The sequence below is a fragment of the Fulvivirga marina genome, from assembly GCF_016775155.1.
Classification (GTDB): domain Bacteria; phylum Bacteroidota; class Bacteroidia; order Cytophagales; family Cyclobacteriaceae; genus Fulvivirga; species Fulvivirga marina.
Map to the genome: position 1 here is coordinate 82,277 of NZ_JAEUGD010000002.1, position 20,685 is coordinate 102,961.

Annotated in this window: 18 protein-coding genes; 6 read left to right on the top strand and 12 right to left on the bottom strand. The window is 39.6% G+C overall.

Features of this window, described 5'->3' with window-relative positions; all coding sequences use genetic code 11:
- Positions 1-31 precede the first annotated feature (31 nt).
- The 4 genes from JMN32_RS01135 to JMN32_RS01150 all read right to left on the bottom strand — a co-directional run bounded on the left by JMN32_RS01135 (position 32) and on the right by JMN32_RS01150 (position 3,828).
- Positions 32-853: a M57 family metalloprotease gene (locus JMN32_RS01135; RefSeq protein ID WP_202854433.1), complete on the bottom strand. Its 822-nt coding sequence runs from the start codon at positions 851-853 to the stop codon at positions 32-34.
- A 300-nt stretch (positions 854-1,153) separates the two neighbouring features.
- Positions 1,154-1,975 (bottom strand): M57 family metalloprotease, encoded by an 822-nt coding sequence (locus tag JMN32_RS01140; RefSeq protein WP_202854434.1) that lies wholly within the window; start codon positions 1,973-1,975, stop codon positions 1,154-1,156.
- Between the two features lie 170 nt (positions 1,976-2,145).
- Positions 2,146-2,928 carry an exodeoxyribonuclease III gene (locus JMN32_RS01145; protein ID WP_238354302.1) on the bottom strand — a complete coding sequence of 261 codons (783 nt, stop codon included), beginning with the start codon at positions 2,926-2,928 and terminating at the stop codon, positions 2,146-2,148.
- A 63-nt stretch (positions 2,929-2,991) separates the two neighbouring features.
- Positions 2,992-3,828 (bottom strand): aminotransferase class IV, encoded by an 837-nt coding sequence (locus JMN32_RS01150; RefSeq protein ID WP_202854435.1) that lies wholly within the window; start codon positions 3,826-3,828, stop codon positions 2,992-2,994.
- Positions 3,829-4,121: 293 nt separating this feature from the next.
- On the opposite strand from JMN32_RS01150, the gene hpf reads away from it, so the two are divergent.
- On the top strand, positions 4,122-4,427 hold the full coding sequence (hpf, locus tag JMN32_RS01155; RefSeq protein WP_202854436.1) for a ribosome hibernation-promoting factor, HPF/YfiA family: 306 nt from the start codon (positions 4,122-4,124) through the stop codon (positions 4,425-4,427).
- Between the two features lie 118 nt (positions 4,428-4,545).
- On the opposite strand, the gene JMN32_RS01160 is transcribed toward hpf, so the two are convergent.
- The 4 genes from JMN32_RS01160 to JMN32_RS01175 are packed head-to-tail and all read right to left on the bottom strand — an operon-like array spanning position 4,546 to position 12,098.
- Complete coding sequence (locus JMN32_RS01160; protein ID WP_202854437.1) at positions 4,546-6,930, bottom strand: ABC transporter permease; 2,385 nt, start codon at positions 6,928-6,930, stop codon at positions 4,546-4,548.
- Positions 6,931-6,962: 32 nt separating this feature from the next.
- On the bottom strand, positions 6,963-9,389 hold the full coding sequence (locus tag JMN32_RS01165; protein ID WP_202854438.1) for an ABC transporter permease: 2,427 nt from the start codon (positions 9,387-9,389) through the stop codon (positions 6,963-6,965).
- Positions 9,390-9,401: 12 nt separating this feature from the next.
- A complete protein-coding gene (locus JMN32_RS01170; protein ID WP_202854439.1) occupies positions 9,402-9,635 on the bottom strand; it encodes an ABC transporter permease in 234 nt (77 codons plus the stop codon).
- Positions 9,636-9,665: 30 nt separating this feature from the next.
- Positions 9,666-12,098 (bottom strand): ABC transporter permease, encoded by a 2,433-nt coding sequence (locus JMN32_RS01175; protein WP_202854440.1) that lies wholly within the window; start codon positions 12,096-12,098, stop codon positions 9,666-9,668.
- A gap of 258 nt (positions 12,099-12,356) precedes the next feature.
- Here JMN32_RS01175 and JMN32_RS01180 point away from each other — a divergent pair, with 258 nt between their 5' ends.
- Both JMN32_RS01180 and JMN32_RS01185 read left to right on the top strand, forming a co-directional pair.
- Positions 12,357-13,730 (top strand): sigma-54-dependent transcriptional regulator, encoded by a 1,374-nt coding sequence (locus tag JMN32_RS01180; RefSeq protein ID WP_202854441.1) that lies wholly within the window; start codon positions 12,357-12,359, stop codon positions 13,728-13,730.
- Between the two features lie 22 nt (positions 13,731-13,752).
- The gene (locus JMN32_RS01185; protein WP_202854442.1) at positions 13,753-15,081 is read left to right on the top strand and encodes a sensor histidine kinase; all 1,329 of its coding nucleotides are present in this window, start codon (positions 13,753-13,755) and stop codon (positions 15,079-15,081) included.
- A 2-nt stretch (positions 15,082-15,083) separates the two neighbouring features.
- On the opposite strand, the gene JMN32_RS01190 is transcribed toward JMN32_RS01185, so the two are convergent.
- Entirely contained in the window at positions 15,084-15,695 is a 612-nt protein-coding gene (locus JMN32_RS01190) for a CGNR zinc finger domain-containing protein (protein WP_202854443.1), read from the bottom strand.
- Positions 15,696-15,818: 123 nt separating this feature from the next.
- Between JMN32_RS01190 and JMN32_RS01195 the strand changes: the two genes are divergently transcribed.
- The 3 genes from JMN32_RS01195 (at position 15,819) to JMN32_RS01205 (ending at position 18,506) form a co-directional block, all read left to right on the top strand.
- Positions 15,819-16,130: an antibiotic biosynthesis monooxygenase gene (locus tag JMN32_RS01195; protein ID WP_202854444.1), complete on the top strand. Its 312-nt coding sequence runs from the start codon at positions 15,819-15,821 to the stop codon at positions 16,128-16,130.
- A 65-nt stretch (positions 16,131-16,195) separates the two neighbouring features.
- Positions 16,196-16,678 (top strand): DinB family protein, encoded by a 483-nt coding sequence (locus tag JMN32_RS01200; protein ID WP_202854445.1) that lies wholly within the window; start codon positions 16,196-16,198, stop codon positions 16,676-16,678.
- Between the two features lie 94 nt (positions 16,679-16,772).
- Positions 16,773-18,506, top strand: coding sequence for an MASE1 domain-containing protein (locus JMN32_RS01205; RefSeq protein ID WP_202854446.1), 1,734 nt, complete (start codon positions 16,773-16,775; stop codon positions 18,504-18,506).
- 2 nt (positions 18,507-18,508) lie between these two features.
- On the opposite strand, the gene JMN32_RS01210 is transcribed toward JMN32_RS01205, so the two are convergent.
- From JMN32_RS01210 to mdh, 3 genes are all read right to left on the bottom strand, one after another.
- Positions 18,509-19,153 carry a hypothetical protein gene (locus tag JMN32_RS01210; RefSeq protein ID WP_202854447.1) on the bottom strand — a complete coding sequence of 215 codons (645 nt, stop codon included), beginning with the start codon at positions 19,151-19,153 and terminating at the stop codon, positions 18,509-18,511.
- Positions 19,150-19,548 carry a DUF3052 domain-containing protein gene (locus JMN32_RS01215; RefSeq protein WP_202854448.1) on the bottom strand — a complete coding sequence of 133 codons (399 nt, stop codon included), beginning with the start codon at positions 19,546-19,548 and terminating at the stop codon, positions 19,150-19,152. The genes JMN32_RS01210 and JMN32_RS01215 overlap by 4 nt, the downstream gene beginning before the upstream one ends.
- Positions 19,549-19,691: 143 nt before the next feature.
- Complete coding sequence (gene mdh, locus JMN32_RS01220; RefSeq protein WP_202854449.1) at positions 19,692-20,627, bottom strand: malate dehydrogenase; 936 nt, start codon at positions 20,625-20,627, stop codon at positions 19,692-19,694.
- Positions 20,628-20,685: the final 58 nt, after the last annotated feature.

Consider the following 20,685-nt stretch of genomic DNA (forward strand, 5'->3'; position numbering starts at 1 on the left):
TGGCTTTTGACTTTCTGTTTATGCTATTGGATTAATACAAATAATCTAATGCAGTTTTATCATGATTTGTAAATGGTCTGCTGGAACCATCAGTACAAGAAAGCATCCATGAACCATTTCCAGACGTATCAGCTCCGGTTGGAGTTCCTGGAATGTGGTTTGCACCTACTCCACCATCACCTTCATTATATGGAGAGCCACCACAGCTAATGCTTCTGTCAAAATAATCTGTATGACGGAAACCAATGCAATGCCCCATTTCATGAGCTATAATGGTAGCGATACCAGCGGTACCTAACCCATAAGTCGACTCAAGGATACCGCTTAAGTTAATGGTTCCATAAGGATCACCAGAGCCTGTAGGAAACCCCGCAGAACCCAGCACACCTCTTTGCTCATCTCTCCTATTCAATCTTTTGAATACGATGTCTGCACTTCCACTTGAAGAAACTCTCTGGAAAGTCAGCGTGAGGTTTTGAGCATTATATCTACTGATCGCCTCATCCAGACCAGCTTGTTCGCCTGAGCTAAAACCTTTTCTTCCGGTTGGCATATAAACACCAATCACCCTCGGACCATTTACCAGATTATCTGTACTATACTGCTCTACCGCAGGAATATCCTTACCCGGACTCATTCTCTGAAGATCTGAATCAGTGAGATAGATATCATTTTCTACAAGATACCCATCTTCAAATCGAGTCAAGCCATCTGTACTGAAACCCAATTGCGTAAGTCTGGAATAAACTTCTTCCGGTATTTGATCTCCAGGTGCTACGTTTTCATTTTCGCAAGCGAAAAACAAACTGCTAACCAAAACGGTCAACATTAAAATAGAACTTAGTCTTCTCATAATAAAATTGGTTTAGGTTATAAAAACATTATTATGACAATTTTCTTATTTCATTTGAAGAATCAAAACATTATTCCGTTTTTTTACTATTATTAGAAATTTTAGAAGATAACATTGAAGTATTGTAAAATAATAATTCGATCTATAATATTTTGCCAGCTCGTGAAGGTTCAGGTGACTATAAACCATCCGTATTGCACATAATCTATACTGGCTCCCAAAAGGGCATAAAAAAACTGCCTTAAACAACTCATCATTCGAGTCATTTAAGGCAGCCCTTAATGATAGGTTACTATATTATTAATACAAGTAATCCAAGGCAGTTTTATCAGCATTAGTGAATGGTCTGCTTGATCCATCTGTACAAGAAAGCATCCAAGAACCGTTTCCTGCAAGGTCAGCTCCAGTTGGCGTACCTGGGATATGGTTTGCACCTATACCAGCATCACCTTCATTATATGCAGAACCTCCACAACTGATACTTCTATTAAAATAGTCAGTGTGACGGAAACCGATGCAGTGTCCCATTTCATGAGCCATAATAGTAGCAATACCATCAACGCTAAGTCCATAAGTCGACTCAAGGATACCACTCATTTTGATTGTACCGTAAGGGTCACCAGAAGCAGTAGGGAATCCTGCAGAACCAAGAACACCTCTTCTTTCATCTCCTTTACTCAATCTTTCGAAAACAATGTCGGCATTGCCACTTGTAGAAACTCTTTGGAAAGATAGAGTCAGGTTTTCCGCATTGTATCTTCTGATAGCTTCATCAAGACCTGCCTGCTCACCTGAGCTGAAACCTTTGTTACCAGTAGGCATGTAAACATTGATCACTCTTGGGCCATTCACAAGGTAATCAGTGCTGTACTGCTCTACAACAGGAATATCTTTCCCTGGACTCATTCTTTCAAGATCTTCTGCAGTTAAGTAGATGTCATTTTCTACCAGGTAGCCATCTTCAAATCGAGACACACCATCAATGCTAAAACCTAACTGAGTAAGTTTTGAAAGCACTTCTTCTGGTACGCCATCACCAGGAGATACATTTTCATTCTCACATGAGAAAAAAATACCACTAGCTAATACTGCCAGTACCAAAAGGGAATTTAATCGTTTCATAATTTAATTTGGATTTAGGTTATTGAATATAAAACACTCGCAATGTTGGAAAAGCATGTTTAAACTCAAAACATTATTTTATTTTTTTTTCAAAAACAAAATAATGCCTTTGTAAAACCAAAAAATACCAAACAACTATCTATCGATACAAAATACTGACAATGAATGTTTTAACACATAAGTTTGACCATCAATTCTACCGGACAGTGATCAGACCCCTCATATTCGTTATGAATACCTACACCGCTTACCTTATCGAGAATACTGGAGCTAACAAGAAAATAATCTATTCTCCACCCCACGTTCCTGGACCGCGAGTTAAACATGTAGTTCCAGTAAGTATATTTGACCTCTTCAGGATTGAAGTGTCGGAAGGTATCCACAAAACCATGGTCCAAATAGTTGCTAAACCCATCGATTTCCTGCTGAGTATATCCGGCTGACTTGTTGTAATTTTGTTTGGCCCTGGCTATATCGATCTCCTGATGCGCCACATTAAGATCACCACATAAAACCACCGGCTTTTTCTCCTCAAGACTTTTGAGGTGTTTCAAGAACACCCCGTCCCATGTCTGTCGGTAATCCAATCTATTAAGGCCTTGACCCGAGTTAGGCGTATAAACATTTACCAGAAAAAAATCATGGTACTCAACTGTAATTACCCTCCCCTCCTGATCATGCTCTTCATACCCTAGATCATACACCACATTTAAAGGTTCCTTTTTCGAGAATATAGCTGTACCTGAATACCCCTTTCTGCCTTTTGAAGAGTTGATATAACTATGATACTCTGGTAGGAGTTGGGCTACTGTTTTGACATCTTCTACCTGTGCTTTGGTCTCTTGCAGACAAAATATATCAGGGTCCATTTTTGCTATGTTTTCCAGAAAATCCTTTTTCAGAATAGCTCTTATACCATTAATATTCCAAGAAACTAGTTTTATATTGTCCATAAAATCTGTTCAAAAAAATTGATTAGAAATGAAACTGTTATTGAATGTAAAAGCAGCTATATATCAGGTATTTTTATTCAAAAATTCATCTTCAAATTCACTGAACCCCTGCATCAGCAACTTTGTAATTACTCCGACCCTGCCATCTCCAATGACAAAATCATCTATATGGGTTACTGGTAACACCTTCTTTGTAGTACCTGTCAAGAAAGCCTCTTTAGCGCTGTTCAAGTCTTCTAAGGAAACCGGTGCTTCATATACCTTAAACTGCTTCCTGGCAATTCCAAGTACTTTTCTCCTGGTGATTCCCCTTAGAATATTCCTATCAGGTGTTATTATTTCGTTTTCCTGATTAACAATAAAAAAATTACTCCGGGTCAACTCACAAACAAGCCCGTTATGATGATACAGCACATCAAACGCTCCAGCCCTGGCTATTTCCTTCCTCATCCAGATGCCGGTCATATAGTTTATGGTCTTTATCTCTGAGAGTTCTCTAAGGTATGGATAGGTTATTAACTTAACCCCTAACCCGTAGCTTTCCTCCGAGGGAAATTCAATATACTCTTGAGTGATAATAAGGTTAGGTTTGCCAATACTGTAACCATCTGGCGAATAACCTCCTGTAAGCACAACCCTAATACCGGAAACAGGTATTTCATTCACCTCTATCAACTGCCTGATCCTGGCCTCAAGTTCACCCCTTTTGAGCTGCACCTCGTCAAATACTTTCCCTGCAGATATAAAAAATCTATCCAGATGCTCATCAATAAAAAGCGGAACATTATCCTTAAGTCTAAAAAAATCAAAGATGCCATATCCTCTGATAATACTCAGATCAGTAATCCCAATTCTAGCATCCTGCTGTCTGACAAGGTCATTATTTACAAAACAAAACATGTCTGAAAATTAAGGCTAATTGTAGAAATATTTATTAGTCAGGGACTTTATTTCCACAGCTAAACTACAGTAACATGACTCCGCTTCTCCTAAAACAGATGGCACGAACTTGGCAATTAGCTTTTATTATAAGAAGCTGTTTGTTCATCATTATTATCGCTTTAGCAGCTGGGTGTTGCTCGGTTTTTCGCCTTCGGCCTGGGTTGACTCATCATTTTCTGCTGGTAGTCACGGTGACTCTGCTTCTTTTAAGTCAAGTAGGAGGGCACTAACAGGGTAAACATTTTTAGATTATGAAGACAGATATTCAAACCATAGGATTTGACGCTAATCAGGAACTTATCGATTTTGTTAATGACCGCATCAAGCATTTAAAAAAATTTGAAACTCAAATAACAGGAGTAGATATTTACCTAAAAAACGTTAAAAATGATCAGGGTGAAACCAGGGTTGCCGAGATGAAGCTATTTCTACCCGGTCCTGCATTATATGCAGAGTATCAATCCGAAAGTTTCAGGGAGAGCATAATAGAGACCATTGATAAACTAAAAAGACAGATAAAAAAACGTAAAGAACTGCAAAACGAAAAAAGGCCTTAAATAAAAAGAGGTTGCTTCAAAAGTCCTACCCACTTCTACAATTCGGAAAACTTTAAAACAACCTCTTCTTAATTTCCTTTTACTGAAACATATTTACTTCAGTAGTTCTTTATGCTTGTTACTCAGTTCTTAGCGTATTGACAGGGTTAAGCAATGCTGCTTTAACAACCCTATAACTGACAGATAGAATGGCTATTACAACTGCCACCAAACCTGCAATTAAAAACTCCACAACGCCCATTTCAAAGCGGAAAGCAAAGTTTTTGAGCCAATCACTCATGATGTACCATGACACTGGAATGGCAATAATAAATGCCAGGAGTACCTGAAGTATAAATGTTTTGGCCAATAACAAAAACAGATCTCCAACCGACGCACCAAGTACCTTTCTTACTCCTATCTCTTTTGTTCTTTTTTGGATTATAAATGAGGCTAATCCAAATAGCCCCAAACATGCGATAAAAATGGTGATACCTGCACCAATAGTAAATATATTTCCAGCGCGTTTGTCATTCTTGTAAAACTGCTCCCACTGTTCATCAAGAAAGTGGTATTCAATTGGTGTACTTTCATCAAACTGGTTATGCACCTTAGAAGCGTGTGCAATAGCCTCCTCCATGTGCTCAGGGTCAAATTTCAGTGAAAAATAATCTATAGGCTGAAAAACATTGGATCGGTATCCGAGCACCAATGGCGCAATTTCATTGTGCAAAGATTCAAAATTGAAATCGGCCAACACTCCTATGACCTTATATTGCCCCTGACCAATTTGAATATAGTTACCCAACGGGTCGGACAAGCCTAAGGCTGAAACCGCAGTATCATTGATCAATACATGAAGTGAATCTTCAGCTATATTTCCTGTGAAATTACTACCAGAAGCCAGCTTCATTTCATAGACGTCAATCATATGTTCATCAAATCCAATATAATTGGTTCGGATAGAATCCTGGCTATTTCCCTGAGATTTAACATACACTTCCTGGAGGTTTTTCCATTCTCCAGGCACACGAGAAGATACTGCCACCTTCGTTATATAGGGGGAGTTGGCAAATTCACTTTTCATGGCTTCAAATCGCCTTCTCACCTCTCCATTATTGATATCTACTACCAGAAGCTGCTCTTTATTAAAACCTAAAGAACGATTTTGGATGTATTTCATCTGGTTGGATGCTACTATCGTGGCAATAATCATTATGATCGATAAAGTAAACTGGGTTACGACCAGCACTTTTCTTAACGTCACGCTTCCTTTACCTGTACTCATACTTCCTTTTAGAATATTGGCAGGCCTAAGTTTAGACATCACTATGGCCGGATATATACCTGAAAGTAAACCTATAGCCAGAGTGATCAGAAATAATAGAGCTAAGATGTTTCCAAAGGTCTCGGTGTTAAACACAAAACTTTTATCAGTCAACACGTTGAAGTATGGAAGTAAAAGATCCACAAGACCAATTGACAATGCCAAAGCTATAAAGGCTATAAATGTGGACTCACTCAAAAATTGTATTATCAGCTGATAACGCAATGCTCCTGACACTTTCCGCATTCCGATTTCCTTCCCTCGATGAAGAGATTTTGCAGTGGCCAAATTCATATAATTAATACAAGCTATGAGCAACATAAAAATACCGATACCCATAAATATGTAGATATAAGCTTTTTGCCCCTTAGTAGCCTCGCTCCCATATTCAATATTCTGAGAGCCAAAATGGATATCACTTAAGGGCTGCAGGTAAAAGTTGCGATTCGCTTCAGGTTTAAAGTATTTTTCCACAAAAGCAGGTATTTTTTTCGCAAATGCTGATGGAGAAGCTTTTTCATTGAACACCACATAAGTGCTGGCTCCATACGTATTCCAGTCTGTCTGGTATTTACTAAAAAACTCATCGGAATAAGGTACAGAAACCAATATCCTGATCTGCAAATGTGAGTTTTGAGGCACCTTTTTCATTACACCTGTGATAACATAAGTATCCCGGTGAGCCAAAGCAATTTCCTTTCCCAAAGGGTCCTCATTTCCAAACAAGGTATGCGCCCATTCCTCATCTATAATCATGGAATTGGGTTTGGAAAGCGCAGTCTCACGATCTCCCTGCACCAACTCAAAGTCAAACACATCAAAGAAACTGGAGTCTGCATAACAATATTCACGTTCTGCAAACTTGGTATCTCCAATTGAAAAGTTTACGTGCCCCCCAAACCTGAAAAGCCTGGTATATTGTGAGATTTCCTCATAATCAGAGGCAAGCGTCGGACCTGTTTGAGGAGTGGTTTGTCCAAAGTATCTCGTTTCATCCCCTTCTGTACTTATTTCAATGACACGATATATCTGATCTCGCTTACTGTGCATGGAATCATAGGCCATTTCATCCATCACAAATAAAAACAGTAAACTACAGCAGGTAATGCCAAGGGTAAGACCGGCTATGTTAATGAAAGAATAAGCCTTGCTTCGGGCTATATTCCTTACAGCTATTTTAAAGTAATTCTTAAGCATGTTGTTGTATTATTTTGATTAATTGAGTTCTGCTATTCATTTCTAAGTATATCCACCGGATTGGCCAGTGCTACCTTCACAGACTGATAACTAACAGTGAGTATGGCAATTGCAAATGCGACCACTCCTGATAGAACGAATACCCCCACTCCTATTTCGACCTTGTAAACAAACCCAGCCAGCCATTGCCCCATTCCGTAGTAAATCAAGGGGATTGCTATTAGCAGGGCTATAAGTATCATGGTAAAAAAGCTTTTATACTGCATCCTCATCAGCTGTTTGACTGAGGCACCGAAAACCTTTCTTATACTGATCTCTTTTTGTCTTTTTTGAGCTGCAAATAACGATAGACCAAACAAGCCCAGGCAAGCTATAATTATAGCTATGATGGATGCTGAAAATATGAGTGTAATGGCTTTTTGATCTGCTTCATACTTCGACCGTAAGCTTTGGTCGAGTTCAGAATACTCCCAGGGGGTGTCCTGAACAATCTCCCCCCATCTGTTTTGCATATGTGCAAGTACAGGTTTAAAGCTTTCCGGAGATACCGTAACCAGCATGTATTCATAACTCTCCTCCTGGCGGTGTTGAAGCATCAACGGCTCTATGCCATAATGCAATGATCGCTGGTTGAAATCCTCCACCACACCAATCACCGTAAAACTGAACTGTTCTCCCGAAAAAGAATCTGTATACACTTCTCTGCCAATGATCTCCTCTGGGGTATAGCCATAATCCTCCACGGCCTTCCTGTTAAGGATTACATCTCTTTCATTGCCCGCAATCTCTCTGATAAATCCACGCCCCGCTATAATCTGAATTTTAAGAGTTTCCAGGTAATCATAGTCTACACGGTTAATCCCAGTAAGCACGCCATCATGAATGGTTTGCCCTTCGGTATAGACCCGAAGGTCATTGAATACCTGATCACCGGGTAGGTAACTGGTAGCTGTTACATATTGAACACCCGCTATATTACCAAGCTCTTGCTGCATATTCTGGTAAGTTGCCTTTGCTGTTGGTGTATTCAACGGCACCACTATTTTGGAACCTGAAGAAAATCCCATATCATAATTACTCATGTAATCCATTTGCTGTACCATAATAGTCACAGCACCAATCAACACTATGGATACTACAAATTGAAATACAACCAACCCCTTCCTGAACCATTGGGCTCCGCTACTCACTGCAACTTTTTGCTTGAGTACTTTCGCTGGCTGATAAGATGAGAGAAGCAAAGCAGGGTAACTGCCAGAAATAATAGCTGTTACTAACAGCACAGTCACTATTGTCATCAAAATGTCTGGCGTAAACAAACTCATAAGATCCAGCTTTTGCCCCATCAGATAGTTGAAAAACGGAAGGAATATATCCAGCAACAAAAAGCCCAGCAACGCAGCAAATAGAATAAACAACACTACCTCCATGAAGAACTGAATGATCAGTGATCCACGCTGAGCTCCAAGTGTTTTTCTTATTCCAATCTCAAGCGCTCTCTTTCCTGCCTTTGCAGTAGCCAGGTTAACAAAATTAACACAGGCAATTACCAGTATAAAAAATCCGATGAGTGAAATAATGCTTACCCGCTCAATACTACCATTAATACTCAGGTCCAGATCATTGCCTGAGTACAGATGTATATCCTTTACCGGCATCATCCTTAACTCCTTTGTTCTGCCTTGCGTCTGAAAGTGCTCCGCTCCCCGCTTTTGAAGCACATCGTTGATTTTACGTTCTAACTGTGCCGGGTCCGTACCATCTTTAATCGACATATAGGAATACACGAAGTTTTGTCCTGCCCATGTGGTAATACTATTGATAAGCTCTCCCCACCCTGGACTATTCATGGTTATGAAAAAATTGGCGTCTATATGTGAGTTACCCTGCTTATCGGCAATTACTCCTGTAACCTCGTATTCATGAGGGTCATCTCCATTAATAATTGTTATCAACTGACCGAGGGATGAAGCCTCAGGAAATATCTTTTTGGCAATGGACTCTTTTATTACAACCGTACCGGGTCTATCCAAAGCAGTTTGAGGCTCGCCTTCAATGAACTGATAATTAAAAACATCAAAAAAAGTAGAGTCCACCAAAAAACCTCTGGTTTCATAAAACATTTTGTCCCTATATCGAAACAGGTTCTTTTCTACCTGAGGTGGGTTTACTACCCTTACAACATTATCAATTTCCGGCAGCTCTTCCTTAAGTGCCCACGCTATTGGCGGTGACCCTGTAGGCATACCATCTCCTCCTGAACCCGGGAACACTGTATTGAGTCGATACAGGTTTTCGGCATTTTCATGATGTTTGTCGTAGCTAAATTCATTATTGACATATAGAATTAGTATTAACGCACAACATATGCCTACGGAAAGACCCGCAATATTTAAAAATGAAAAGGTCTTTTCACGCCAAATATTCCTGAAGGCAATTACAAAATGATTTCTCAGCATCTTCTTTAAATTTTACTCACTTCTTAGTACTTCCACAGGGTTGAGCATAGCTGCCCTCATGGTTTTATAACTAACGGTGATGAAAGTTATACCCAGGGTAATAGCAAATGTGATAATGAAAATATCGGGTTGCAGTGTCACCCTATACGCAAAGCCTTCGAGCCAGTAGCTACCGGCATACCAGATCAGGGGTATAGCAAACCGTATAAGATTGTGAACTGCTACTATCAAATAATTCTTAATCATTAATAGATTTTTTCAAGTTCCGGAATATCTCTATTCGTCTTTCAGTACATTGACAGGGCTAGTTCTGGCTGCCCTTAAAGATTGATAACTGATGGTAACCCAACCGATAAAGATGGAAATAAAACCTGCAAGCAGATACGTACCCACTCCTGGTGTTATTCTGTAGGCAAAGGTTTGCAACCACTTATCCATTCCGTATATACTTATTGGAATTGAGAGCACAAAGGCTAGTATGATCAACTTAGACAGATCACCTGACACCATAATCAAAATGTCTTTAACCTCTGCTCCCAAGGCCTTTCTCACTCCTATTTCTTTAAACCTCCGCTCTGCAAAGAACATAGACAGGGCATACAGGCCAAGACAACTGATGATTACTGAAATCACCGCAAAGTACTTAATGAGATCAAAAGTGCTTTTGTCTGCTGCGTATTGCTTGTCCAAGTGGTCCTCTAAAGTAAAGTATTCAAATGGTGTATCTGGCAGCAATTGCTTCCAATCGCTCCCCAAGCTTGAAAGTACCTGCTGATAATCATCCGAATTTATTTCCAGCACCATATTTTGTGCACTGTTACCGTCAGACAATTGGAACATCATGGGATAAATTTCATCATGAAGTGACACCTGATGTATATCATAAACCACACCTACAACACGATACTGAAAATTCATGGTCCCAAAATCGAAATACAAGATCTCCCCAATTGCCCCCTCGGGAGTGTAGCCAAAACGATCGGCTGCCGTTTTATTAATTATAACTTTGGAGACAAGAGTATCCTTTTCCGGCCCATCAAAGTAATTACCTGCGAGCAACTGAATATCAAACAATTGAAAATAATCATACTCCACAGGATTTCTTATTATTCTCACGGCATCATCCATAGTTTGCCCTTTTTTATAAGCCAGTATATCCGAGAGAATATGAGAACCTGGTACCGAATGAGCACCTGTAACCTTACCCACTGAAGCGTTTTTTACGAACTTTTGCTTTAAAACCGGGTAGCTGGCAGCAGCCTCATCTGTAGACAAGGGAATAACCATTTTTGAATTTTTATTAAACCCAAGATCTTTACTCTTTATAAATTCTACCTGCTGGGAAATAACTATGATGGAGCTTATGAGAGCTATTGATATTACAAATTGAAAAACAACCAACCCCTTTCTAAGCAGTGCTGCGACGCCTTTATCTTTGTTTTTCCCTTTCAACACTTGGGCAGGTTTAAAGGAGGCTAGGTAAAATGCTGGATAAAGCCCGGCCAACAGCCCTGTAATAAGTAAAAACATCAACAGGTACTTGCCAATAATCCACATATTCTCTGATGACAAAATAATCTGATCGTCTACCAGATAATTAAAGAAAGGAAGGGCCATTTCGGCAAACAGGATACTGAATAACAAGGATATGAATACGATAATGAATGATTCGCCCAAAAACTGAACAATAAGCCCTTTGGAAGTCACACCCATTACTTTGCGAACCCCCACTTCCATTGCCCTATTACCTGCCTGAGCCGTTGCCAGATTTATATAATTAACACAAGCAAGAATCAGAATAAGAACTCCTATAGTCACTAATACCTGTATAAAAACAAGGCTCCTCCCCTGAAAGCTGTCCATTTCCAAATTGGCAGAGGTATGTACATCTTCAATGGGCTGCAGGTGCATCTCTTTCGAAAAACCGAGCTCTTTCATCTCTGCACCGCCATTTTTAATAAATATTTTATGGATCTTTTCTTCAACAGCACTTATATCGGCTCTGTCATCAAGTTCCAGATAGGTATAGACGAGGTTGTTGCCAACCCAACTTGCATCAAACTGACTTATGAATGGTTTCCATATGCTTGTTTCCCTGGAGATCACATACGTAGGCTTTAAGTGAGTTGGGTAACCATCATTTTCAATAACTCCGGTAACTTCATAATCCTGAGCACCTGTAAGGCTATTAAGCTTGATCGTTTTACCCATAGGATCCTGGCTACCAAATATCCTTGCGGCTGTTTTCTTGTCTAGTACAACCGCATTATTATGAGGAAAAGCTTGCTCAGCACTACCTTTTACAAACTTGTACTTCAGCACATCAAAAAAATCGGGCTCAGTTACCATCCCTCCATCGATATAAAAGGCTTCATCTTCGTATGAAATGAGGTCTTTACTACCAAACAAAGTAGGCATCAAAATACGGATTGAATTTTTTATCTCCGGTATTTCCGATTCAATTACAGGAGCAATAGGCATAGAAGAGGACCCTATATTGATAGCCTCACCACTCTTCTGCGTCAAGTGTGAGGTCACCCTTAACAATCTTTTTCCATGATGCTGATCGTAGCTAAGCTGCTCTGAAGTATATAAAAATAAGAGCAGGCAGCAAGCAAGGCTTACGGAAAGTCCTAAAATATTAATGGCTGCGAAAAGCTTGTTTCGCATAATATTTCTAAAAGTAATCTTTAGGTAGTTTTTAATCATAGCTTTATGCTTTTCAAAAATTGCTTTCCAACGATTATGCCATTCATTAAAATCGCTTATAATCAGCAATTTACAATTGATTTTGAGTTACAAAACCGTACAAGTGCCCACTGACAGAACATAAAAGTGCCCATTGATGGACACTTATTTAAGTATTTTCTATCTTTTGTAATAGATTTGGAACTAATGGATTCGGTAAGATTAAGGTTTATTAATCTTTAAAGGCTTAGTAAAGCTGGTCCAGAAAACCAAAATGAGATGACCAAACAACAAGGTAAAATATTAGTCGTTGACGATGACGAGATCATTCTGCTGACAGCTAAAATGTTTTTAGAGCAGTACTTCTCAGAAGTAAACACTTTGAACATTCCTAAAAATATTCCTGATGAGCTAGACAAACAAACTTATGATGTGGTACTGCTCGATATGAACTTTAGGCAGGGAGAAACCTCCGGAAAGGAAGGGATGAAATGGCTAAAGGAAATCATTAGTATTTCTCCTGAAACAAGTGTATTACTGATGACTGCATATGGTGAAGTAAATCTGGCCGTAGAAGCTATGAAAGAAGGGGCAGCAGATTTCATCGTTAAGCCCTGGCAAAATGAAAGACTTCTCGCTACAGTCCAAACAGCTCTTAAACTATCGGATCAACAAAAACAGGTACGGCACCTCAAATCGCAGCAAAAAATACTTTCTTCTTCAGCTGACCACCAGGCCGGCGATATCATTGGTCGGTCCAAAGCCATCAAAGAAGCCTTCACCATTATCAATAAGGTAGCTAAGACTGATGCAGACGTACTAATACTGGGTGAAAATGGTACTGGAAAGGAAGTGGCCGCCCGAGCGATTCATCGCCAGTCTAACCGGGCTGACCAGGTTTTTATAAGTGTTGATCTGGGTTCTATTTCTGAAACTCTTTTTGAAAGCGAGCTTTTTGGTCATAAAAAAGGAGCCTTTACCGATGCTAAAGAGGATCGGACCGGCCGTTTCGAAGCAGCTTCAGGAGGCACACTCTTCCTCGACGAAATAGGCAATCTTTCTCTAGCCCTTCAAGCCAAACTACTTACTGTCCTCCAAAACAGGAAGATTATCAAGGTAGGCAGCAACCACCCTGTAGAAGTTGATGTGCGGGTAATCTGCGCAACCAACAGCAACTTATATAATATGGTGAGTGAGGGGAGCTTTCGTGAAGACTTGCTTTACAGGATCAACACTGTTGAATGCACCATACCTCCATTAAGAAACCGAATAGAAGATATACCTCTGCTGACCGATCACTTTCTGGAAATATATTGCAAAAAGTATAATAAATCGAAACTCTACCTTCCGGAGGGAGTCATCAAAAGATTACAAAAATATAGTTGGCCAGGAAATATTCGTGAATTACAACATGCTATTGAACGGGCAGTGATCATGAGTGATGGTAATGAACTGCAAAGCAGAGATTTTTCATTTCCCGGAGACTCCCCAAAAGAAGAACAAGTATTTGATAACTATAACCTGGAGAACCTGGAAGCCTGGGCTATAAAAAATGCGATTAAAAAACATAATGGCAACATAAGTCACGCTGCCAAAGAGTTAGGACTATCAAGAGGTGCCATGTATAGAAGAATGGAAAAGTATGGAATATAAATAAGAGAGATTAGGAAAGGCTATGCGCAAAAACTTCAGATATAATGTCATTTTCAGAGTATTGCTTGTTGCGGTACTCTTAACTCTACTTATCTACTTTCTACTAGTGAGTAAAAACTATCTCAGAAGTACATACTTTGCCATATTTTTGATAGTCGCAATTATTGAGTTTATCTGGTATGTAGACAGAAGCAACAGAGATTTTGCTGCTTTCCTACTGGCTCTTCTGCAAAATGACTTTACTACCACATTCTCTGAAACCTCCAAAGGCCAGTCATTCAATGAACTTCATTCGGCTTTTAACCAGATCACGCAAAAGTTTAAAACTATAAGTTCCGAAAAAGAGGTGCAGCATATCTACCTTGAATCCTTGGTTGAACATGTCAGCGTAGGCATCTTAAGCTATGACGAAAAGGAGAAGATTCATCTCATGAACGGAGCTTTGAAAAACCTGCTCAATAAACCTCAGGTGCTCTACCTCAAAGGTCTTGAAGGAATAGACAAAAGACTTTTAAATACCATCCGCCATATCAAACCCGGAGAAAATCGGTTAGTGAAGATAAAACTATCAAACCAGCTACTTCAACTCAGCCTCCATGCCTCAGAATTTAAACTCCATGCACAATATTATAAACTGGTATCTTTTCAGAATATTAAAAATGAACTCGATGCCAATGAAATGGATGCATGGCAAAAGCTGATCAGGGTACTAACCCACGAAATCATGAATTCAGTTACCCCTATCTCTTCTCTAAGCAATACCCTTTACGAGATCATTGAAAAAGAGAACAAAAAAGGCACACTTAATCAGGATACTATCCAGAAAGTACTCACTGGTCTGGACGCAGTGAAAAGCCGAAGTGCCGGACTTCAATCTTTTACTGAAGCCTATAGAAACCTCACCAGGATACCTCCTCCTAATTTCAAAGAGGTCTATATAAAAGATGTACTAAAGAGAATCGAAACATTACTCAGGCCTAACCTGGAAAATGTAGACTTCAGAATTGCATATGATGACGAATCAATTAAGATTTTAGCAGATACTGACCTATTAGATCAAGTTATCATCAACATTTTAAAAAATGCTCTTGAGGCTTTGGAAGATTCTGACAATCCAAAAATATTGATCACTGTAAATAGCCAGGAAAAGACAAAAATAAGCATAACCGATAATGGCCCTGGGATTGATGAAGATAAGGTAGATCAGGTTTTTGTACCGTTCTTCACTACAAAAAGGGGAGGCTCAGGAATTGGCCTTGCACTATCCAAACAAATCGTAAGACTCCATAATGGCACTTTACAGGTGGAATCCGTACCGGGCCAGGGCACCTCATTCATTATTGAGCTATAAAACTAATGCTGTTCTTCCTGCTTTTTCTTTCTGTAGTACCTTTTAGCTTTAGCTGCACTACCGCAAGCTTGCATATCGCACCACCTCCTGCTATTGTTCTTGCTTTTATCTAAAAACACCCAACCACATGCGCCACACTCCTTCACACGACCTAACTTGCCTGACATGAGTAAGTCATAAGCTGACTTAATTACCGGATAAATGGGCTTCCGCAATTCTTTTCCTTTCCAGAAATATGAAGGAGTGTCACTAACATCCACACCTAACTTGGACATTGTCTCTGATAACAGTTCATTAAATTGCTCCTGCACGACAGCACCAACCTCCTGCTGACGGATGATCGCTATAAAAAGCGAGTAAAGAACGGCACGGGCCTCAACAATACCTTTCAAAAGCAAGTCTGCCTTTTCAGAATGCTGAAATGTTTTCTGTAACTGATCAATATCTTCAGCCGGCAAGGTGTTCATTCTCGCACTCCACCTCAAAACATCATCATAAGACACCAGGTAATCCTCCGGGTCAGCAACAGTCCAGTCATGCACGGTATTAATAAAATCAAGACAAAGCCACCCGCCATGTAAGCTGATACTATCAATGCTTCTTTCATGTGTCATCACAACAAAGATAGGGAGGATTGACAAGAAATATTTATCACCAGTAAAATACATTTTGATAGTGATAAATAAATCAATACTTTTATACCATCAAAATGTATTTTAATAGTATAAAAATGAATTATGATCGCTAGGACATGGCATGAAAAAGTGCCCCACACCAAAAAGGATGAATATTGGAACTACTTACAAAAAACTGGTTTCCAGGATTATACTAATACCAAGAACAATCTTGGCTGCCATTTCTTGCTGATCACCTTTTGGGGTTCAGTAGAGTCCATAAAGATTTTTGCAGACGAGCAATACGAAAAATCACGATATCACCCTGAAGATGCCAGCTGTTTGCTGGAAATAGAACCTTTTGTGCAACATTATGAAGTCAAGGAATTAAAATCACCACCCTCCCATACAGAGAGACTCAGTGCCACTACCTGAGGTGTGAACACAATAACTCCATGGAATTTTCCCCATGAGTAATAAAATAACTAAAACTAATAACTATGAAAGAAGTAGTAACAAAATCACTAACACATGCATTGGAAGGCTATAACAGCCACCTTGCTGCACACAATATTCTGGAAGGACTAACACTAAATACCGCAAGCAAAACCTTACCGGGTAGCCCATATACCATATGGCAACTTATTGGTCATATAAGCTTCTGGCAGGAACGGACCATTGCTCACCTTAAAGGCCAACCTCTAACCAGAGTACACAACATAGAAGAAGGCTGGCCATTTGGAAAATCACCTTCAAATAGTAATGAATTACAGGACTCAATTCACACACTACTCTCAGGAGTAACTGAAGTTAAACAATTGCTGGAAAAGGTTGCAGACCTCAAGCACCCCCCAAGTTACGACAGTTGCTATGATCTGATAACCTCAATGGCTACTCACCTTTCATACCACCTGGGTCAAATCATGATCTTAAGACGAATGCAGGGAGATTACCCTCCTCCATCAGGTGAGTACCCATGGTAAAAGTAAATGGGTGGCGGGTAGTTTACCTTGACTAGTGTAAAATTATTACTATATTTACGTGTTGTTGTACTATAGCTTGGCAAACAACGCCACCATGAATGCTATTTCATTAAAACCTTTCGCCACACTGAAAAAAAGCAACGATCTTAAGATCATTGTAGTATCAGTTCTCTATTACGCATCTGCTCAGTTCGGTTTATGGCTCTCTTTTGGAGAAACAAAAACCGTTCCTCTATGGCCACCGGCTGGCCTGGCTTTAGCATTGCTGATCATTCTTAAGCATCGCACCTGGCCTGCCATTACCATAGGTTCGCTTATTGCTGTTGCCTTGATATTTCTCCATCTTGGTATTACTTTTTCGTTTTCAGTGGTTATGGCTATGGTTGTAATAGCTATTGGCAATACTCTTGAAGCACTATTTGGCTATTTTCTCATTAGGAAGTTTATCAAAGTCCGTAATCCATTTTTAAAAACAACACACGTTTTCATTTTCCTATTAGTAGCGCTGCTCATGTGCACCTTGGGCTCAGGCATTTCGATGCTAAGCATGTGGTTCAATCACATAATAACTTCTGAAGCAATATTATCCACATTTTCAAGTCTATGGCTGAGTAACGTGGCAAGTGTATTGATCATAACGCCATTCGTAATTTCATGGACCGCCAACTTCAAGATCGAGTTTAACTGGCACCGTATTGTGGAAGGTATAATTTTTATAGCCGCCCTGGCTTTAATTGTTATGTCTCTTCAGATTGACACCATTTCTTCAACCATTGAGAAATCCGTCCCTTTTCTTATCATGCCCTTCCTCTTATGGTTAGGATTCAGGTTTAACCTTCAAACCACAATGACCGGTATATTGATTGCATCATTGCTGGCTATCTATTTCACACTTCACTATGAAGGCCCTTTTGTATTGGACAGTGAAGATAACTCAAGGCTAATCCTGCAGGTATTCATCGGGGTAATCAGCATATCCACAATCATTCTTTACGCTACAGTAAATGAACGTACTGTAGCACAAAAGGCCATCGAAAAGTTTAACGAGCAACTGGAAACAAAAGTAAAAGAACGCACTCAAGAGCTTCATGATGAGATTCAGGTTCGCAAAAAGATTGAAGAAAAAACAAGGATCTCAAATAGCAAATTAAGGAAAGCCAATATTGAACTGGATAATTTTGTTTACAGCGTATCTCATGATTTAAGGGCTCCCATTGCCTCAGTACTAGGACTGGTCAACCTGGCCAAAAAAGAAGAGGATATAATCATGATGAAGAAATACCTGGCCATGGTAGCAGAAAGTGCCGAAAGGCAAGATACTTTCATCAAAGATATCCTTGACCTATCAAGAAACGCCAGATTGGAAGTAGACAGTGAAAAAATTGAATTTGAAGAAATGATCAATGAGATATTTGATCAACTCAAATATAGCTCAGGGGAAAAGCAAATACTTAAAGACATCTACATCAAGCAGGACGTCCCTTTCAATTCAGACAAGAAACGACTAAAAGTAATTTTTAATAACCTTATCTCCAATGCCATCAGGTACAGTAACCATACTGATCCCTACATTAAAATTGACATTGCTGTAAACAGTGTAACGGCCAAGATCAACATTAATGACAATGGTCGTGGCATCCCCAAAGGTCATCTAAAGAATGTTTTCAAAATGTTTTATCGCGCTACAGATGATAATGCTGGTTCTGGGCTGGGTTTATACATTGTCAAAGAGACTGTAGATAAGCTGCGCGGTAATGTAGCACTAAACTCAGTCGAGAAGAAAGGTACTACTGTAAACCTCGAAATACCCAACTTGTCAGATAACTAAGCTTAATCAATGTAAGTATTCCGGTCAATTGCATTATACAGCTGCTCCATTTCCCTGATTTTAGAGTCATAGCCGTCTATTTCGTGGTAAAAGAAACAAGTCATTAACGAATCTGTAGCTCTGTTGCTGACCCTGAAACGTGATACCGTATTGCCATCACGCCAGACCAATTCATAGTTTCTAAGCGCCTTATTCAACTCATAATACCCTCCATACTTCTTCACAATACTACCACTATCCAGTTGTTGCTTGCTATATTCATCCAAAGGCTTAAACCGGGAAAGTCCCAAAGAATCCAATAAAAAATCAGAGACATCATTCTTAATCTTATACCTCAGCTTGACCAACGCAGAGTCCATAAAATAGAAGACCAGCTCTTCGACATGAGCACGCCCAATGGTCATGGCAGGATAATCTACTTTATAAAAGATCAGCCTCCGATCGAAAAACTCTCCAATATTTCGGGCGCCACCCAAACTCAGCATTGACATTTTTTCTTTTAACTCTACTTCCTTAAAATCCCCCTGCACCAGCTCACTAGGTTTGTTAAATTTCTCTTTAGTAATATCAAGCCTTGCTTTTGTAGAACGGTATTCACTACAGCTTACAATGGCTATTGAAACTATTAAAAGCCAAACTCTATTCATCTATCCTTAATTCTATACATAAATTTTAGCCCCGACCAGACTTCATCCACAGCACATATTTTAACATCTACTAAGCCAATATTCACCCCTATACTTCTTACCAGATTCTCATCTATGGTTGTCGGTACTTTAGATGCTTTCTTGGGCCATGAGATCCAAAGCATTGCATCTTTTTTCATCCGACTTTTCAAAAGGGGCAGTTGCTCCTTCAATTCACCAACATCCCTGGTAAAAAAATGGAGGAAATCAGCCTGTTCGTCATCATTGGCAAGTTTTACATCGGGCAGATCGTCTAAAAGACTAAAGTAGTTGTCCGGCTGATTCACAAGAACTATCCTCGATCCTTCCTTTAAGCCAAGCTTTTTAACAAGAGGTGTGCTGGAGTATCCGGCCATAATTTGGAATATCTTATCTCCAATATAACCTTACCCCATTAAATATGAAAGCATCAATAAAAAATAAGGCCACCCAAGTTATTAGGTGGCCTTTGAGAAGTTATCATACAGGAAAAGTATCTTGCATCCGGTCTTCTTTGAAATTATTTTGAATTAAGCTTATCCAAAACTTCCATAACCTCTTTTACGTGAACTCTGGAAGTCTCAAGAAGAGCCTTTTCTTCATCGTTAAGATCAAGTTCAATAATTTTCTCAATACCATTTTTACCTAGAACAACAGGTACTCCAAGGTAGCAGTTATCTATACCGTACTCTCCTTCAAGCTTAACGCAAACAGGGAATACCCTTCTCTGATCTTTCACAATAGCCTCAGCCATTTGAGCAGCTGCAGAACCAGGAGCATACCATGCTGAAGTTCCCATCAGTTTCACCAATTCGCCACCACCGGTTTTAGTTCTTTCAATGATTGCATCCAGTTTATCTTTTTCGATAAGCTCCGTTACAGGTATACCTCCTACGGTAGTGTACCTTGGAAGTGGCACCATAGTATCTCCATGTCCTCCCATAAGTACTGCCTGAATATCTTTAGGGGAGACGTTTAATGCTTCGGCAAGGAAAGCTCTGTAACGGGCAGTATCTAATATACCAGCCATACCCATCACTTTTGTTCTAGGCATTTTAGAGCTTAGGTGTGCCTGATATGTCATTACATCAAGAGGGTTTGACACTACGATGATAACAGCTTCTGGAGAATGCTTGATCACATTTTCCGTTACAGATTTAACAATACCCGCATTAGTTTCGATAAGGTCATCGCGGGTCATACCTGGTTTTCTTGGAAGACCCGAAGTAATTACAACCACATCAGAGCCTGCTGTTTTTGAGTAGTCATTGGTTGATCCTACAGTTCTTGTGTCATAAAGGTTGATAGGTGCCTTTTGCCAAATATCCAGTGATTTACCTTCGGCAACACCTTCTTTAATGTCAACAAGTACTACTTCATTGGCAATTTCTCGGTAGGCTAATACATCAGCACAGGTAGCGCCCACATTACCTGCCCCAACTACGGTTATCTTCATAATTTTTTATATGATTTTGTATGAATGAATTGAATTATCACGGTGGACAAATTTAATT